18 protein-coding genes are annotated in these 15,865 nt (G+C 39.8%); 8 read left to right on the top strand and 10 right to left on the bottom strand.

Annotated features, from left to right (window positions below; all coding sequences use genetic code 11):
- Window positions 1-142: 142 nt before the first annotated feature.
- Together G7B20_RS05915 and G7B20_RS05910 are read right to left on the bottom strand one after the other, a co-directional pair.
- A complete protein-coding gene (locus G7B20_RS05915; RefSeq protein WP_164109267.1) occupies window positions 143-544 on the bottom strand; it encodes a DoxX family protein in 402 nt (133 codons plus the stop codon).
- Window positions 541-1,449 carry an LD-carboxypeptidase gene (locus G7B20_RS05910; protein ID WP_164109265.1) on the bottom strand — a complete coding sequence of 303 codons (909 nt, stop codon included), beginning with the start codon at window positions 1,447-1,449 and terminating at the stop codon, window positions 541-543. The genes G7B20_RS05915 and G7B20_RS05910 overlap by 4 nt, the downstream gene beginning before the upstream one ends.
- A 167-nt stretch (window positions 1,450-1,616) precedes the next feature.
- Between G7B20_RS05910 and metG the strand changes: the two genes are divergently transcribed.
- Window positions 1,617-3,686 (top strand): methionine--tRNA ligase, encoded by a 2,070-nt coding sequence (gene metG / locus G7B20_RS05905; protein WP_164109263.1) that lies wholly within the window; start codon window positions 1,617-1,619, stop codon window positions 3,684-3,686.
- 31 nt (window positions 3,687-3,717) lie between these two features.
- Here metG and brnQ read toward each other — a convergent pair whose 3' ends face one another.
- The 5 genes from brnQ to G7B20_RS05880 form a co-directional block, all read right to left on the bottom strand.
- Window positions 3,718-5,025: a branched-chain amino acid transport system II carrier protein gene (brnQ, locus tag G7B20_RS05900; protein ID WP_164109261.1), complete on the bottom strand. Its 1,308-nt coding sequence runs from the start codon at window positions 5,023-5,025 to the stop codon at window positions 3,718-3,720.
- 2 nt (window positions 5,026-5,027) lie between these two features.
- On the bottom strand, window positions 5,028-5,873 hold the full coding sequence (gene folP, locus G7B20_RS05895) for a dihydropteroate synthase (protein ID WP_164109258.1): 846 nt from the start codon (window positions 5,871-5,873) through the stop codon (window positions 5,028-5,030).
- Between the two features lie 74 nt (window positions 5,874-5,947).
- A complete protein-coding gene (locus G7B20_RS05890; protein WP_164109256.1) occupies window positions 5,948-6,349 on the bottom strand; it encodes a DUF4920 domain-containing protein in 402 nt (133 codons plus the stop codon).
- A 75-nt stretch (window positions 6,350-6,424) separates the two neighbouring features.
- A complete protein-coding gene (locus G7B20_RS05885; RefSeq protein WP_164109254.1) occupies window positions 6,425-7,006 on the bottom strand; it encodes an L-threonylcarbamoyladenylate synthase in 582 nt (193 codons plus the stop codon).
- A gap of 3 nt (window positions 7,007-7,009) precedes the next feature.
- Entirely contained in the window at window positions 7,010-7,825 is an 816-nt protein-coding gene (locus G7B20_RS05880) for a 2,3,4,5-tetrahydropyridine-2,6-dicarboxylate N-succinyltransferase (protein WP_164109251.1), read from the bottom strand.
- A 228-nt stretch (window positions 7,826-8,053) separates the two neighbouring features.
- Here G7B20_RS05880 and G7B20_RS05875 point away from each other — a divergent pair, with 228 nt between their 5' ends.
- Window positions 8,054-8,467, top strand: a complete 414-nt coding sequence (locus G7B20_RS05875) for an RNA-binding S4 domain-containing protein (RefSeq protein ID WP_164110117.1) — start codon at window positions 8,054-8,056, stop codon at window positions 8,465-8,467.
- A gap of 37 nt (window positions 8,468-8,504) precedes the next feature.
- Here G7B20_RS05875 and G7B20_RS05870 read toward each other — a convergent pair whose 3' ends face one another.
- On the bottom strand, window positions 8,505-9,791 hold the full coding sequence (locus tag G7B20_RS05870; protein ID WP_164109249.1) for a citrate synthase: 1,287 nt from the start codon (window positions 9,789-9,791) through the stop codon (window positions 8,505-8,507).
- A gap of 257 nt (window positions 9,792-10,048) precedes the next feature.
- Between G7B20_RS05870 and G7B20_RS05865 the strand changes: the two genes are divergently transcribed.
- The 5 genes from G7B20_RS05865 to G7B20_RS05845 are packed head-to-tail and all read left to right on the top strand — an operon-like array spanning window position 10,049 to window position 13,103.
- Window positions 10,049-10,417, top strand: a complete 369-nt coding sequence (locus G7B20_RS05865) for a BlaI/MecI/CopY family transcriptional regulator (RefSeq protein ID WP_240452816.1) — start codon at window positions 10,049-10,051, stop codon at window positions 10,415-10,417.
- A gap of 4 nt (window positions 10,418-10,421) precedes the next feature.
- Complete coding sequence (locus G7B20_RS05860) at window positions 10,422-10,589, top strand: hypothetical protein (RefSeq protein WP_164109247.1); 168 nt, start codon at window positions 10,422-10,424, stop codon at window positions 10,587-10,589.
- Window positions 10,567-11,076, top strand: coding sequence for a hypothetical protein (locus G7B20_RS05855; RefSeq protein ID WP_164109245.1), 510 nt, complete (start codon window positions 10,567-10,569; stop codon window positions 11,074-11,076). Before G7B20_RS05860 ends, G7B20_RS05855 begins: the two co-directional genes overlap by 23 nt.
- Window positions 11,077-11,078: 2 nt before the next feature.
- Entirely contained in the window at window positions 11,079-12,830 is a 1,752-nt protein-coding gene (locus G7B20_RS05850) for a TonB-dependent receptor plug domain-containing protein (RefSeq protein WP_164109243.1), read from the top strand.
- Window positions 12,831-13,103 (top strand): energy transducer TonB, encoded by a 273-nt coding sequence (locus tag G7B20_RS05845; RefSeq protein ID WP_164110113.1) that lies wholly within the window; start codon window positions 12,831-12,833, stop codon window positions 13,101-13,103.
- A gap of 32 nt (window positions 13,104-13,135) precedes the next feature.
- On the opposite strand, the gene pth is transcribed toward G7B20_RS05845, so the two are convergent.
- A complete protein-coding gene (gene pth, locus G7B20_RS05840) occupies window positions 13,136-13,699 on the bottom strand; it encodes an aminoacyl-tRNA hydrolase (RefSeq protein ID WP_164109241.1) in 564 nt (187 codons plus the stop codon).
- Between the two features lie 97 nt (window positions 13,700-13,796).
- Window positions 13,797-14,396 carry a 50S ribosomal protein L25/general stress protein Ctc gene (locus G7B20_RS05835; RefSeq protein ID WP_164109239.1) on the bottom strand — a complete coding sequence of 200 codons (600 nt, stop codon included), beginning with the start codon at window positions 14,394-14,396 and terminating at the stop codon, window positions 13,797-13,799.
- Between the two features lie 195 nt (window positions 14,397-14,591).
- Here G7B20_RS05835 and G7B20_RS05830 point away from each other — a divergent pair, with 195 nt between their 5' ends.
- Window positions 14,592-15,857: a Gfo/Idh/MocA family oxidoreductase gene (locus G7B20_RS05830; RefSeq protein ID WP_164109237.1), complete on the top strand. Its 1,266-nt coding sequence runs from the start codon at window positions 14,592-14,594 to the stop codon at window positions 15,855-15,857.
- The last annotated feature ends 8 nt before the right edge of the window (window positions 15,858-15,865 follow it).

The following is a 15,865-nucleotide window of genomic DNA, read 5'->3' as shown; positions in this document are numbered from 1 at the left end:
ATCTATCGTTTATTTTACTAATTTTTCAATAAATCTTATTTATTTAGTGATGAATAAACCTAACTTTTGAAATTTTTTAAATTTGGAAGTGTCTATTCTAATGAATAGATGGCTTAGTTTGGACAAAATATGTTAATTGTTGTTACCTTTTGTCAACACTATATTTCCCTGGTCCCATAAGAAATAGTGCAATGAATACAGCCATAAGCTCGATAGCATGCGAGGCGACATTAAATCCATCACCAACGGTTAAATGCGAAATCGTAGCAATTAACATCGTAAAAGCTAATAAGATGCTATTGGGCCTAGTCCATAATCCGAGGGCAATGAATAAAGCGCCTAAACTCTCAACAATAGCAGCGCAGAATCCCCAAATAGCGGGAAAGAAGTCTATACCTAAATTGCCCATAGATAACCCTATCTTTTCCCATTTTTCTGCCCCACCCATTAATTTGGGTAATCCATGAAAGATCAACATCGTGAGACCTATCGTGACACGTATTAGCAGGAGGGCAATATCTTTTTTTGTGCTGACTGTGCTCATTTTCTATTTGGATAGGTAATTGCTATTTTTTCTCCTGTTACTGTTAGTTCTACTTCCTCGCCAAAAATTAGTGCCCTGTTGTCGTCTATATGTCCTGCAGGGCAGTCGAAAGCAACCGGATAATGAAATTCTTTAACCTTATCTATAATAATCTCTTCTATAGTCTGTCCAAAAGGAGGATCAGCGTCCTTGAGTGAAGTGAAGCTTCCTATAATAAGTCCTTTCAGTTTGTCCAGTTTTCCTGCCCTTTTCAGTGTCCATAGCATACGATCGATATTGTAATAGGATTCACCAACGTCTTCTAGGAATAGAATTTTGTCTTTGTAATCGACATCGGAAGCAGAGGCTAGTATGCTTTGTAAAATAGCTAAATTTCCTCCTGTTAATATGCCTCGACTGCGTCCGTCGCGATTATTCGGATTTGGTGTATTGTAGTGAAGATCTGGATTTTTTCCAAAGAGTGTGTTTTTTAAAGTCTGTAGCGATTCGGTACTGGCTTCTAAGAACGATTTCACCATCTGACCATGAATTGTGGGCAGCTGGAATTGTCGTTGGATATGACTGTGAATTACGGTAATGTCGCTAAAGCCAATGATCCATTTGGGTTTTTTCTTGAACGCTGAAAAGTCTAATTTATCAATCAAACGGACGGAGCCATACCCACCTCGTCCGGCAATAATGGCTTTGATATCTGGATTATCCAGAGCCTGTTGTAAATCCTGTGCTCGTAGTTCGTCGTTGCCAGCGAATTGATGGAACTGCGCTTCGGTGGAGGGGGCAATTTCAAGTTGAAGTCCCCAGTCGAGGAGTATATTATAGGCTGGTGTTAGGTCTCCGGAGATATAACTTGCTGGACATAATATGGCGATTTTATCTCCTTTTTTTAGATATGCAGGCGTATTCATCTTTGTTTTAAAAGCTTTTAGAGTCGTGTTTAATCCTATATCATAAAAGATAAGTATTTTTATGGGATAAATCTAAACGGGCTCTTATTTATTAAGCGCAAATTGAGTTATCTTTGTAAACAATGTTACCATTTAATTTTTAGTATTACCATTAAAAGTACAATATCTTGAGCAATTTATCTAAAAAACGTTATACCATCACCTCAGCGTTACCGTATGCCAATGGTCCTTTGCACATAGGACATTTGGCTGGAGCGTATATTCCTGGGGATATTTTTGTGCGCTTCTTACGATTGAATAATAAGGATGTGGTTTATGTCTGTGGTTCGGACGAACACGGGGCTGCGATCACCATTAAAGCTAAAAAGGAGGGGGTTACTCCTCGTGAGATAATTGATAAGTATAATCAACAGATAAAAGAGTCTTTCGAAGATTTTGGAATTTCTTTTGATATTTATCACCGTACATCGGAACCTATTCATCATGAATTATCGCAGGAGTTTTTCCTGAACCTTTATGAAAAGGGCGAATTTATTGAGAAGTTTTCGGAGCAGTATTACGATGAAGAATTTCATCAGTTTCTAGCGGATCGCTATATTACAGGTACCTGCCCGCATTGTCAGAATGAAGGTGCCTATGGGGATCAATGCGAGAAGTGTGGAACTTCTTTAAGTCCTACAGATCTGATTAATCCGAAATCTACTTTGAGTGGTAAAACACCAATTTTAAAGGAGACAAAGCATTGGTATTTACCATTGGATAAATATCAGCCTTGGTTGGAAAAATGGTTAATCGACGGTAAGAAAGATGTACTAAAGTCGAATGTCTTTGGTCAATGTCAATCTTGGTTGAAATCAGGCCTGCAGCCTCGATCTATGACACGTGACTTAGATTGGGGAGTCGATGTACCCTTGGAAGAGGCTACAGGAAAGAAATTGTACGTATGGTTGGATGCCCCGATAGGCTATATTTCGGCTACAAAGCAATGGGCTATAGATAATGGAAAAGATTGGGAGAGCTATTGGAAAAAGCAATCGAATCCAGAGGACGACGCGACATTGATTCACTTCATAGGTAAGGATAATATCGTATTTCACTGTATTATTTTTCCGGCCATATTGCATGCGCACGGAGAGTATATTTTGCCAGATAATGTGCCTGCAAATGAATTCTTGAATCTAGAAGGCGATAAGTTATCGACATCTCGTAATCATGCCGTATGGTTGCATGAATATTTGGAAGAATTTCCAGGGAAACAGGATGAATTACGTTATGTACTGACCTCTATATTGCCGGAGACTTCGGATAGCGAATTTACGTGGAAGGATTTTCAAGCACGTGTGAACAATGAGCTTGTTGCTATCTTTGGTAATTTTGTCAATCGGGTTATGGTGTTGTCGCACAAATATTTTGACGGAAAAGTGTTGAAAGGAAGTGCTTACAATGGAGTGGATAACGCTGTCTTTGATGAGTTGTCGAAATATCCGGCGTTGATAGAACAATCTTTGTCAAGCTATAGATTTAGAGAGGCATTAAGTCATTTCATGAATGCAGCCCGTTTAGGGAATAAGTATTTGGCAGATGAGGAGCCTTGGAAAGTGATCAAGATAGACGAAGAAAGGGTGAAAACCGTACTTAATGTGGCTACGCAGATCGTGGCAAATTTAGCGATCTTGGCACAGCCTTTTCTACCGAAGACAGCTACTCAACTTTTTGATATGTTACAGCTTTCTACGCGGGAATGGGATAAAGCAGGGACTTCAGATCTTATCACTGAGGGTCATGTTTTAGGTGAAGTACAATTGTTGTTTGATAAAATAACGGACGAACAGGTCGCATTTCAATTAGAGAAGTTGGCTGCTGCTAAAGCAAATAATGCGAAAGCGGCCGTCAGTGTAGCTCCTGCAAAAACGAATATAAATTTCGATGATTTTATGAAATTGGATATCCGTGTGGGAACGATATTGGAAGCGGAGAAAGTCGCTAAAACAAAGAAATTATTGAAACTTAAGATTGATACAGGAATCGATCAACGTACGGTTGTATCGGGGATAGCTGAATTTTTCGCACCTGAAGATATTGTCGGTAGACAGGTTTCAATTCTGGTAAATCTAGAGCCTCGGGAGATTAAAGGAATCCAGTCTCAAGGAATGATATTAATGGCGGAAGATGCAGATGGAAGATTGGATTTTGTCAATCCACAAACGACCATTACAAACGGAAGTGTGGTGCGTTAAGAACTCGAATTTTTCAATCATAAAGACACTCTTAGCCTTTGCTAGGGGTGTCTTTTTTTGAATAGAATAAACTAGTTAGGTAACCTATTCCAAATCCGATAATTGAAGGTAATACCCAACCTAAATCCATTTCGAAAAAAGGAATGTTATTAAAAAAGGTAAGCTGTTCTTTTGACCAAATGCCCAATACGTTAAACAGATTCAGAAATGCAATTATCGCAGAGGCACTCAAGGCGCCAATGTAAGGCAGTTTAGACTTTACGAATCTCCCGAAAATAACGATGTAGAGAACGAGCGTGATAACGATAGGATAGACAAATGCCAATGGGGGGTATGCAAACCGTATGATATTATCTACACCTGTGATGGATAATGCTGCGGATACCAGACAGCAAGTTGTAACTAAGTTTTTGTAGCTTAATTTTCCATTTGTCAGTTGCGAGAAAAATGAACCTACGGCAGATGTTAACGCAATTGCAGTAGTCAGGCAGGCAAGCGCAATGCTAAAAGCTATTGCAATCATTCCATAATCGCCTAGATTGCTTTTTGCAATATGTATTAATAGAGCAGATCTGCTAATGCTTGTATTCGAAATATTGGAGGTCGAACCTAGATACAGTAAGCCTCCATAAATAAGGAACAAACAGATGGCAGAAAGGGCTCCTGATGCAATCACGACCTTACTTTTTTCGGAGGTCTGATGATATCCTTTTGTTTGAGCGGCAGTAATGATGATACCAGCAAATATGACTGATGCCAGTACATCGAGTGTCTGATATCCTTCGGTGAAGCCTAAGGCAAAGGCTTCAGAAGATGAAAGTGTTGTTGCAGAATAGGGGCCGAGTGGATTACTAATGCCTACACCTATCAGTAACAATAATAACAGCAGTAGTACCGGTGTCAGGAAGTTGCCTATAATATCAACAACTTTGGAAGGAACAATTGTTAGGGCCCAAGTGATGGAAAAAAAGAGAACAGCAGACCAAATCGGATTCAGTGTTGGAAATAGCGGTAAGAGACCAACTTCAAAAGTGGTAGCCGCAGTCCTTGGTATGGCAATAAGTGGCCCGATACATAGCATAATCACAGCCCCCAAGATCGGGGCTAATAGTGGATGTACCTTATTCCCTAAATCCTGAATTGAATTTCCAGATTGTACAATAGATAAAACCCCAAGAAAGGGAAGCAAAATCCCCGTGAGCCCGAAGGCTATGATTGTAATCCAGATGTGTGGGCCTATTTGTAGACCGATAAAGGGTGGAAGTAGCAAATTGCCCGCCCCGAAGAACATAGCAAATAACGCGAAGCCAATCGTAAGTATATCTTTATATCTCTTCAAGTCTATTGGTTGTAAAATAATTGGATGAGTTGTTTTGCTTCAAGAACATCGTGTACCCGTAATAGTTGTACTCCATTTCGGAGTAAAACTGTATTCAGTGCAGTTGTCGCTGAGAGTGATTCTTGGGGAGTTATTTCTAGCTTTTTATATATCATTGATTTTCTTGAAATTCCACCAAGTAGTGGAAGCCCCATGTAGTGTAATTCATCGATGCGATGCAATAGTTCGTAATTTTGAGCTATAGTCTTTGAAAAGCCAAAGCCAGGGTCTAGGATAAGGTCTCTGACGCCCAGTGATCTCAATTGGGCAATACGTTCGCCAAAATAGACGGCAATATCTTCAACGATGTCTCCATAGTCCGTGAGTTGTTGCATGGTTTCTGGAGTACCCCGCATGTGCATAAGGATGTAAGGAACCTGGAGCTTGGCTACAGTATTAAACATATCATCATCCAAATTTCCACCCGATATATCATTGATAATGTGTGCGCCGGCTTGAATAGCAGCCCGAGCTACCTCAGCACGAAACGTATCTATGGATAAAATGGTGTCCGGGAAATTGGTTGCAATATATTCAATGATCGGTAAGGCACGGTCTATCTCTTCTTGGATAGAGATGAGCGAGGCCCCCGGTCTAGAAGAGTAGGCTCCTATATCAAGTAGGTCGGCCCCCTGACTTATCAATTGCTCTGCTTTCTTTGATGCAGCCTCTAGCGTGTTGTGTTGACCGCCGTCAAAAAAAGAATCTGGTGTAACATTTAGAATTCCCATGATTAGGGGACTTTCGAACGTTACCAAAGTGCCATTGGCGTTAATAGAAGAGCATGGAGCGGTATGGAATGTTTGCATAAGGTTGAGAAGATTCCAAAAAAAGAAGGTGCTTCTGAAAAAGCGCCTTCTTTAATGATGGAAAAATGGATGATTTACTTGATAACGAGTACGCCATCGGCAATAAAGCTAATGTCCTGTTTAGGCTCTTTGATTTTTGCCTTGCCTTCAACCACTACGGTTTTACCGATAAGATCTTGTGGCACAAAGTAGCCATAATCTGTAAACCGAACAGTGATAGGTTCGGCCCCTTCGCGTTTTAAAGTCATGTAGCAGCCTTTTGATTTGCATACTTCTACAACCTGTGCTTCCACTTTTCCGGTATAGTTGCCTTTTTCTTTTAATGTCGTTTCTAAAGCTTTGACAGATATTGCATTTTTCTTTTCAATAGCCTTTCCATAGTTTACACCGGCTTTAGCAGGTTGGATTGACTGTTGCGCTGATACCATAGTCGTCATTGCGAATAGAAAGATAAAAATTGATGCTAACTTGTTCATATGTATAAAATTTGTTCTTTAAGTGTCATATGGAATATCCATGTAGCAATGGATAAATGGATATTTCATATTTTCTTATTTACGTAGGAATTCGAATTTGCCACTGGGATCTAGCTTCATAATAACAGAGGGTTGACCAGGGGTATTATCTTCTTGTCCAAATTTAACGATATAATCTACATTTTCCTTGATCAAGTTATCTATTTGGTCAAAGGTGGTTGCAGAAGGTTGTCCACTGATATTTGCTGATGTTGAAATAATGGGTTTTTTGAAACGTTGTAAAAGTTGTTGACAGAAGGGATGCGCTACGATACGAATTCCTATTGTACCATCTTGCGCGATGGCATTTGGAGCAAGGTTTTTGGCTCCTGAATAGATGATTGTGAGCGGTTTATCGAAGGTGTCCATTAGCTCGTAGGCTACTTCTGGAATTTCGCGGACGTAGCTTGCTAATTGGTTATCGTTATGTAATAGAATCAACATACTTTTGCTCAAATCTCTGCCTTTTAAAGCAAATACTTTTTCAACAGCATCTGGATTGGTCGCATCACAGCCTATACCCCAGATCGTGTCTGTGGGATACAAAATCAATCCTCCTTTTTTTAAGGTTTCTAAGGCTTGATTTATGTCTTCTTTGTCAACAAAAGGTCTGTTCATATCTTAAACAGCTACGTTGTGATCACGTAATGCATCGTTTAGAGATGTCTTTTTGTCTGTAGACTCTTTGCGTTTACCAATAATCAACGCACAAGGAACTTGATAGTCTCCTGCAGGGAATTTTTTGGTGTAGGATCCAGGGATTACTACCGACCGCGCTGGTACTCGACCTTTATACTCTATCGGTTCAGGACCGGATACATCTATGATTTTGGTTGATGCTGTTAATACAACATTGGCTCCTAGAACAGCTTCGGACTCTACATGAACACCTTCTACCACAATAACACGAGAACCAACGAATACATTGTCTTCTATAATGACAGGTGCAGCCTGTACGGGTTCTAGTACCCCACCGATACCGACTCCTCCGGATAGATGAACATGCTTTCCTATCTGCGCACAAGAACCAACGGTAGCCCAAGTGTCTACCATAGTGCCCTCGCCTACATAAGCGCCTATGTTAACATAGGAAGGCATCATAATAACTCCTTTAGCTAAATAGGCCCCATAACGTGCTGATGCTCCAGGTACAACACGTACGCCTAATTCTTTGTAGTTTGTTTTTAACTTCATCTTGTCGTGATAGACGAAAGGTTTGTTTTCGATCTCTTTCATCTCACGTATAGGGAAATATAGGATAACTGCTTTTTTAATCCAGTCATTTACGTGCCAACGGTCACCTACAGGTTCGGCGACACGTAGTTCGCCGTTATCCAGCTTCATGATGACAGTTTGTATGGCTTCAAAATATTCTTTAAATTCTAAAAGGTGTCTTTCTTCCCAAGCTTCTTCGACTAGTTTTTGCAAGTTTTGCATTTTTTACGGTGTTAGTTATGACTATTTTTTCAGTTACAAACTTAGAAAAAATGCTTTGTATTCACCCAATGACTAGCGTAATTATTCGCTAGGAATGATGGGATTGAGTCCGGATTGTAGGTTTTTTTTAATTTGCAATCTATCAATTTGGTGTACGATGTTGCTTACTGGCTTTACAGCAGTTCGAGGGAGATTTCTTTTTTGTTAGAAAAGCGGTATTTTTGTTTTATGGCAGGTGAAAATGAAAAACTACGTATTGATAAATATTTATGGGCTATTCGTCTATTTAAGACGCGTAGCCTAGCAACTGAGGCTTGTAAGGCTGGGCGTGTTAAATTGAATGGCGCCAATGTTAAGGCTTCTTATATTGTCAAAGTTGGGGAAACCTATAGCATTCAGAAGGGGATTGAGCGTAAGGTGATTTTGGTTACAGGATTGCTGGAACGAAGGGGTGATGCTAAAATTGCAGCTGCTCATTATTCCGATCAGACACCTCTTGAGGATACCTATGGATTTAAATCCACCTTTCATGCACCAGTCTTGAAGCGTGATCGCGGTGCTGGAAGACCAACAAAGCGTGATCGTCGAGAGATTGATGGGCTTCAAAGTAGCGAATGGTGGGAAGAGGCTGATAACAATTAAAAAAGGCAGAAACTTGAATTTCTGCCTTTTTTAATTGTTATCGTTTGTCGAGGTCTATATACTGACGGTCTGTCTCGCCTGTATAAACTTGTCTTGGACGTCCAATAGGTTCTTTATTATCACGCATTTCTTTCCATTGTGCGATCCATCCCGGAAGACGGCCTAAAGCAAATAATACCGTAAACATATCTGATTTAAATCCTAACGCGCGATAAATGATACCGGAATAAAAGTCAACGTTTGGATATAATTTTCTGTCAATAAAGTACTGATCGCTTAGTGCCGCCGCTTCCAGTCCTTTAGCAATATCTAAGACTGGATCTTTTACGCCTAGCTTCTCTAGCACATCATCGGCAGCCTTTTTAATAATTTTGGCACGTGGGTCAAAGTTTTTGTACACCCGGTGGCCAAAGCCCATTAGACGGAAAGGGTCGTTTTTATCTTTTGCTTTTGCTAGGTATTTTTCTACATCACCGCCATCATTTTTGATGTCCTCTAACATCTCGATCACCGCTTGGTTAGCACCACCGTGAAGGGGACCCCATAAAGCATTGATACCTGCAGACACTGACGCGTATAAGTTCGCGTTGGATGATCCCACGATACGGACAGTGGATGTTGAACAGTTTTGTTCGTGGTCAGCATGAAGGATCAACAAAACTCGCATGGCGTCTAATACCGCCTCGTCAAATATTTTATCGCAATTTACCTCGCCAAAAATCATATTCATGAAGTTGTCGATGTATCCTAGATCTTTCTTTGGGTATACTACAGGATGGCCTAGTGATTTCTTTTGAATCCAAGATACGATAGTTGGCATTTTGCCCAGTAAGTTGATGATCGTCTTGTATTCTTCCTCTTCCGATTGATTCGGGTTTAGAGATTCTGGATAAAAAGCGGATAGTGCACCTACTAGACAGGATAGCTGTCCCATAGGGTGTGATTTTGACGGAAATCCAGCGAAAAACATTTTCATGTCTTCGTGTACCATCATCTGTTGTTTGATATCTGTCCTGAATTGCTCCAGTACCTCTTTAGAAGGAAGGTTTCCGAAAATTAATAAATAAGCAACCTCTAAAAAGGTGGATTTTTCTGCTAAATCTTCAATTTTGTAACCGCGGTACTTTAATATCCCTTTTTCACCATCTAAAAAGGTAATTGCACTTTTAGCTGCGCCTGTATTTTTGAATCCAGGATCTATGGTAATATATCCTGATTGATCTCTTAGTTTTGAAATATCAATAGCTTTTTCATTTTCAGTTCCTGTGATAACAGGAAATTCAAGTGTTTTGCCATTTAAAGTAAAGGATGCTGTTTCAGACATAATCAAAATTTTATGTGTATTCACAAAAATATAAAAATGAATGACAAAATAATCCATAGTTTAATTTTTAAATGACATTTATTGGTAAAAATTGCAAAATTTTCACTGATCCGGCTTTTGTTACATATCCAATTCAGTCATTTATTTATTTTTTATTATTAATAAGCTGCAGGGCCTACGCTTTATAAAAAAAACAAAAAAACATTGTAGTTGCTACGATTGTTTCGTAGAATTGCGTAGTAATAGTATTTAGTAATATGGAAATAGAGAAGTTAACCATTCAGGAAGAACAGGCTATGTTGTCAGTGTGGCAACTAAAAGGGGGCTTTATTAAGGAGATATTGGATAATATGAAAGGGGAGCCTGTGCCCTATACGACCTTGGCATCAACAATAAAAAATCTGGAAAGAAAGGGGTATGTAAAGCCCGTGCGTTATGCAAATGCGAAACGGTATGAACCGGTAATTTTGGAAGAGGAGTATAAAGGGAAGTATATGAGTTCTTTTGTTGGCGATTATTTTCGTAATTCCTATAAAGAAATGGTGTCTTTCTTTGTTAAAGAAGAAAAATTGTCGGAAGTAGAGTTAAAGGAGATCATGGATATGATTAAAAGCGGCAAATCGTAATGTTATGGCCCCAGTTAAGTTGTTGGTGATAATTGTCTTTTTAGGTGTAAATTCTGCCATCGCTGTCGAAGTAGACTCTTTGTTAAGTCGTGTTTATGAACGGATAGTAGTGGGGAAGTTTCAATATAAAATGGTGAGAGAGTTGGATTATGGATATGGGAGCAGGTACTAGAGATTATACAAAACAGCAATGGCAGACAAAGCTTGTTTTTTTCAATAAGGATCTGTTTGGTTTTAACTTCGAAATCTTAGATGGGGACCGAATATTTTGTTTTGCCGACGAGGAGTACCAGGAGAAAAACTTGGCTGGGGTAATGGTAGAGGAGCGAAGTGGGAGCGAGGCCATATTAGAGTTACAGCGATTGAGTTCACTTTATAATTCATTAGTAACCTTACGCAATGTAATACCCTTACTTTTGGAGACAGATGATATAATCCGGGAAGTTAGAGAGGAAAAAGATGCATACGTATTCGTGTGCAACATAGGTAAAAGGAGAATCCAAAACTTGGGTGCTGCATTTGATAAAATGACGACGGAATATGACTTTGTATATCGTGTTTACGTGGATAAGGCATCGATGATCCCTTATCGCATTGTGCAGCGTTACGGGGATTCAGAAATCAGAACGACATTTGAAGGGATAACTGTGATAAATTAATTATGGAAAGTATATTGACATATATTCTGCAGGTCAACCTCTTGTTGGCTATCGTGTTTTTAGGCTACGTCTTGCTATTGAGGAAACTGACGTTTTACAGACTGAATAGAGTATATCTTTTTGTGGGAGGAGGCTATTCTTTATTTTATCCATTTTTGGCTATTCATAGTTGGTTTAAAGAAGATGTTGCTATACATCTTCCTTTGATGTTGGATTATGTAGAGTACTATCTACCGGAGCAGGATGTTTCGATTTTAACAGTTGGACATTTATTCTTGGCTGCTCTGGCAGTAGGAGCTGGTATCTTGCTGTTGAAGTTGAGCATGCAACTCATCAGCTTATTACGTATACATGTTTATTCTAAGCCCTCAAAGTGGCAGCATTATTTTTTTAGGAATGTGTTGTTTCCAATTGTTCCCTTTTCTTTTTTCAATAAAATATATATCCATCAGGATCAACATCAGGATCCTGAGCTGTTTGATATTTTCAAGCATGAAGATATTCATGTGAAAGGCCTTCACACGGTGGATATTCTTTTGTTTGAAATACTATTGATAGGATGTTGGTATAACCCCTTCGTATGGCTTATGCGCAAAGCTGTACGTCAAAATCTGGAATTCCTGACTGATCAACAGGTGCTGGATAAAGGAGTGGATCGACAGACCTATCAATATTCATTGCTGACGGTGACTAAGCAGGGAGCTACTGTGGCTATCGGTAATCAGTTTAATTTTAAAACCTTAAAAAAGCGTATTATGATGATGAACAAAAGACGCTCCGCCAAGATTGAGTTGAGCAAGTATGCTTTTCTATTGCCAATTGTGATTTTAGCTGGAGCTAGTTTTACGGTGAGCAATGCTGAAGGAAAAATTGAAGAATTGGTGGAAACAGTGCAAGCTATTCCGGTGGATGCGGTACTGCCGATATCTAAAACAGAACAGCTTGTCTCTGCTCAGGATACCTTGAAAGATGAAATTGTTGGGATCTCTTATAAGGCTGATACCCTACAGGTGGCAGCTAATGAAAAGGGATTTCCTATAGGAGGAACTAATGGGGATCAACTGTTTATACAGGGTGATGTGAGATTTGGAGATGTATTGACTGTATTGGATGGAGTACCTGTGAAGAGTGAAGAGATGAAGAATTTAGCTCCCGATGATATAGAGAGTGTTACCGTGTTGAAGGATAAATCTGCAATGGCTTTGTACGGGGATAAGGGAAAGAACGGGGTTCTCTTAATTGTCAGCAAATCGGGTAAGGCGGCGAAAACAATGCAGGGGAAAGTCAGTGGAGTTAGGTTGGGAGCCGTTGACACCACAAAGTCTGGGCTCGGACGAGTTGTTATCCGTGGTGTTGGGGAGATGAATAAAGCTAATCCGTTATTTGTTATTGATGGTAGAGAAATGCCTGTGGATTTTGACTTATCAACTTTAGAGGCTAGCAGCATTCACAGTATCTCTGTGCTGAAAGATAAATCCGCTGAAAGTATTTACGGTACAAAGGGTAAGGAAGGTGTGGTAATTATCACCACTAAAATTGCGAATGAATTATCTCCACAAAAAGAAGGGGCGTTAAATAGAACATGGACCTTGTCTCGGAATGCGACTAAAGACGAACGGGGGGTATTCTACGGTCAGCAACAAAAGGTATACAAAGATGATATTAAAGAAGTTACTGTAATTGGTTTTGCTTCAAAGGATGCTAAAGGTAAACCGGTTGAGAAATTGGATACGCAACCAGAACCAGAAGGTTGAATAGATGCTTTTAGAAAATGGGTCGGTAATAATTTTACCTATCCTCAAGCAGCAATAGATGCACGCGTAAAGGGGACAATTTATGTGGTTTTTGTCGTTGAGAGCGACGGTTCATTAAGCAATATCAATGTGTCTCGGGACTTGGGATATGGTACAGGTGAAAATGCGGTCAATCTGATAAAAAGGGCTCCAAAGTGGAAGCCTGGGCTTAAGGATGGTGTGCCTGTAAGAGTAGAATATTCTTTCCCTATCCGGTTGGATCTGACTAAATGACAAAGAGAAGCCTGTTAACAGGCTTCTCTTTGTCATTTAGTATTGAGATTTGTCATTGTTAACTCTATCCCGATATGGACAAAACTGTGGACCATCTTGACTGCGTGCTCAATCAATGCGGGCAGCTCTTTTTGTTCTTCTTTGTCAAAAGGCCCCAAGACGTAATCAACCTGTCTACCTTTTGGGTAGTTGTCTCCTATGCCAAAACGTAACCTGGGGTAGGCTTGTCCTCCGCATAGGGCTTCAATGGACTTTAGTCCGTTATGTCCGGCGGCCGAGCCTTTTGGTTTTATACGTAGTGAACCAAAAGGGATAGCTAGGTCATCGACGATTACCAAGACATTCTGTATAGGTACTTTAAGTTGTTGCATCCAATAATTGACGGCTTTACCGCTGAGATTCATATAGGTAGTCGGTTTGATCAAATAGACATTGTGTCCTCGCTGCTTAAACTCCGTGTAGTAAGCGTGTTTTAACGTAGACCAGGACGAGCCTGCTTGGTTAGCCAACTCGTCTGCTACCATAAAACCAATATTGTGTCGGGTATCTGCATATTCCCGTCCGATGTTTCCTAGACCAACAATCAAATAGTTCATGGCTGTAAAAGTAAAAAGTAAAAAGTGAAAAGTAAAAAAAAGAGCACCGGAATCTCCGATGCTCTTTATAATAAATACTCAGTACTAAATACCGAAATTATTTCTTTTTGCCTCCTTGAGCTGCTTTCGCTGCTTCTTGCTCTGCTTGACGTAAAGCACGAGACATGATTACTGAAACGATTGTATCGTCTGAGTTGTTTAATACTTTAGCGTTCTCTAATGTTACTTGGCGCACGCGGAAAGATTTACCAACTTCTAGAGACTCCATAGGAACCTCGATCTCTTGTGGAAGATTGTTAGGTAATGCTTTAACACGAAGGTTACGTAATTTTTGAACTAATTTACCCCCCATTTTAACACCAGGAGAAGTTCCTGTTAATTTGATTGGGATGTTTACAGATACTTCTTTGTCATCGAATAACTCTAAAAAGTCAACGTGCGTAACTTGATCTGTTAATGGGTGGAATTGTGCTTCTTGAACGATAGCTCTTACTTTTTTACCGTCGATGTTCAATTCAACGAAAATAACATCAGCAGTGTAAAGAACTGGTTTCAAATCAGCTGCGGATACAGAAAGGTGAGTTTGTTCTTTTCCTCCATAAAGAACTGCAGGAACCTGTCCTTCGTAACGCAATCCTTTTGCATCTCTTTTCCCTACGCTCTCTCTAAGAGAACCGCTAATAGCAATTGATTTCATGTTGTTTAAAATATTAAAATATGAGGTGCAAAAGTAATGAAAAATTATGAGAACGCAATCCTTTTTGACTTTTTGTAAAAACCGTAATACATTAGCTGTTTTTTCTTTATTAAAAATTTTATGTATTTATATTTGAGTTGTTTAAAAAAAACAATTAACTTTAAATCTTGGGAACCTAAAATAATCATAATAAACATGGAAAAACAACATACTTCAAGACGTGATTTTATTAAAAAGTCATTGATTGGAGCCGCAGCATTCACTATTGTGCCACGGTTTGTATTGGGTAAGGGGTATTTGGCTCCGAGTGATCATCTGACTAAAGGTGTGATTGGTGTTGGGTCGATGGGGCGTGGACATTTCGGTTACGCAGGCACAAAAACAGTCGCCATATGTGATGTAGATACGAGACACTTGGCTCTAGCGCAGAAAGCATTGGGTGGAGGCGTAAAAGAACATCACGATTTTCGCGATTTGATTGCCAATCCAGAGGTAGATATTGTACATATCGCAACTCCTCCGCATTGGCATGGTTTAATGGCGTTGGAAGCTGCCCGATCGGGTAAGGATATTTGGTGTGAGAAGCCGATGACAAGAACCATAGGTGAGGGTAAAAAGGTTAAAGAGGCCATTGCTCAACACGGTAATATATTCCGTTTGAATACATGGTTCCGTTTTGATGCTAATTTTTACGGTATGAATGTACCTGTTAAAAAGATCAAGAAAGTTGTTGATACAGGTATGTTGGGATGGCCTTTGAAGGTTACTATAAGTAAGCATACAGGTTTTGATTGGAAGTTTTACTGGGTGGGTAAAGAAAACCTACCGGTTGAACAGGCTCCCAAAGAGTTGGATTATGAGATGTGGTTAGGACCAGCTCCATATAAGCCTTATAGCACACATCGGGTACATACGACTTTCCGGGGCTACTGGGATTATGATGGAGGGGGATTAGGTGATATGGGACAGCACTATTTGGATCCTGTACAGTATTTCTTAGGTAAGGATAATGAAAGCCCTGTTAAAATAGAAGTGGACGCGCCTCAGCAACATGCTGATGCAGTGGGTACTTGGCGTAAGATCACTTATACGTATGCGGATGGCTGTCAGATTATATTGGATGGAGAAGGAACAGAAGTAGGTAAGGCTTATATAGAAGGACCTAAAGGTAAGTTGTATAGAGGTTTTGTTTCTGATATTCCTGATTTGGAACGCAAATTGGCTCAATACCCGGATCCAGCCCCGCAAATGACAGATTTTGTCGAAGCCGTACGTACAAGACAAAAATTTGCCCTTAACGAAGAGAATGGTTACTATTCTTGTACGTTGGTAAATCTAGGCTTGGCTGCTTTGCGCCTTAATAGAACGTTGCATTATGATTCAGCTAAGCAAGAGTTTGTAAATGACGAAGCTGCTAACCGTTTGATCAATCAACCTATGAGAGGTCCTTGGACTTTTTAACCTGAAAT

Source organism: Sphingobacterium sp. xlx-96, from assembly GCF_011007365.1.
Lineage (GTDB): Bacteria > Bacteroidota > Bacteroidia > Sphingobacteriales > Sphingobacteriaceae > Sphingobacterium > Sphingobacterium luzhongxinii.
The sequence above is the reverse complement of the archived record's forward strand: the minus strand, read 5'-3'. Positions and strand labels throughout refer to the sequence as shown.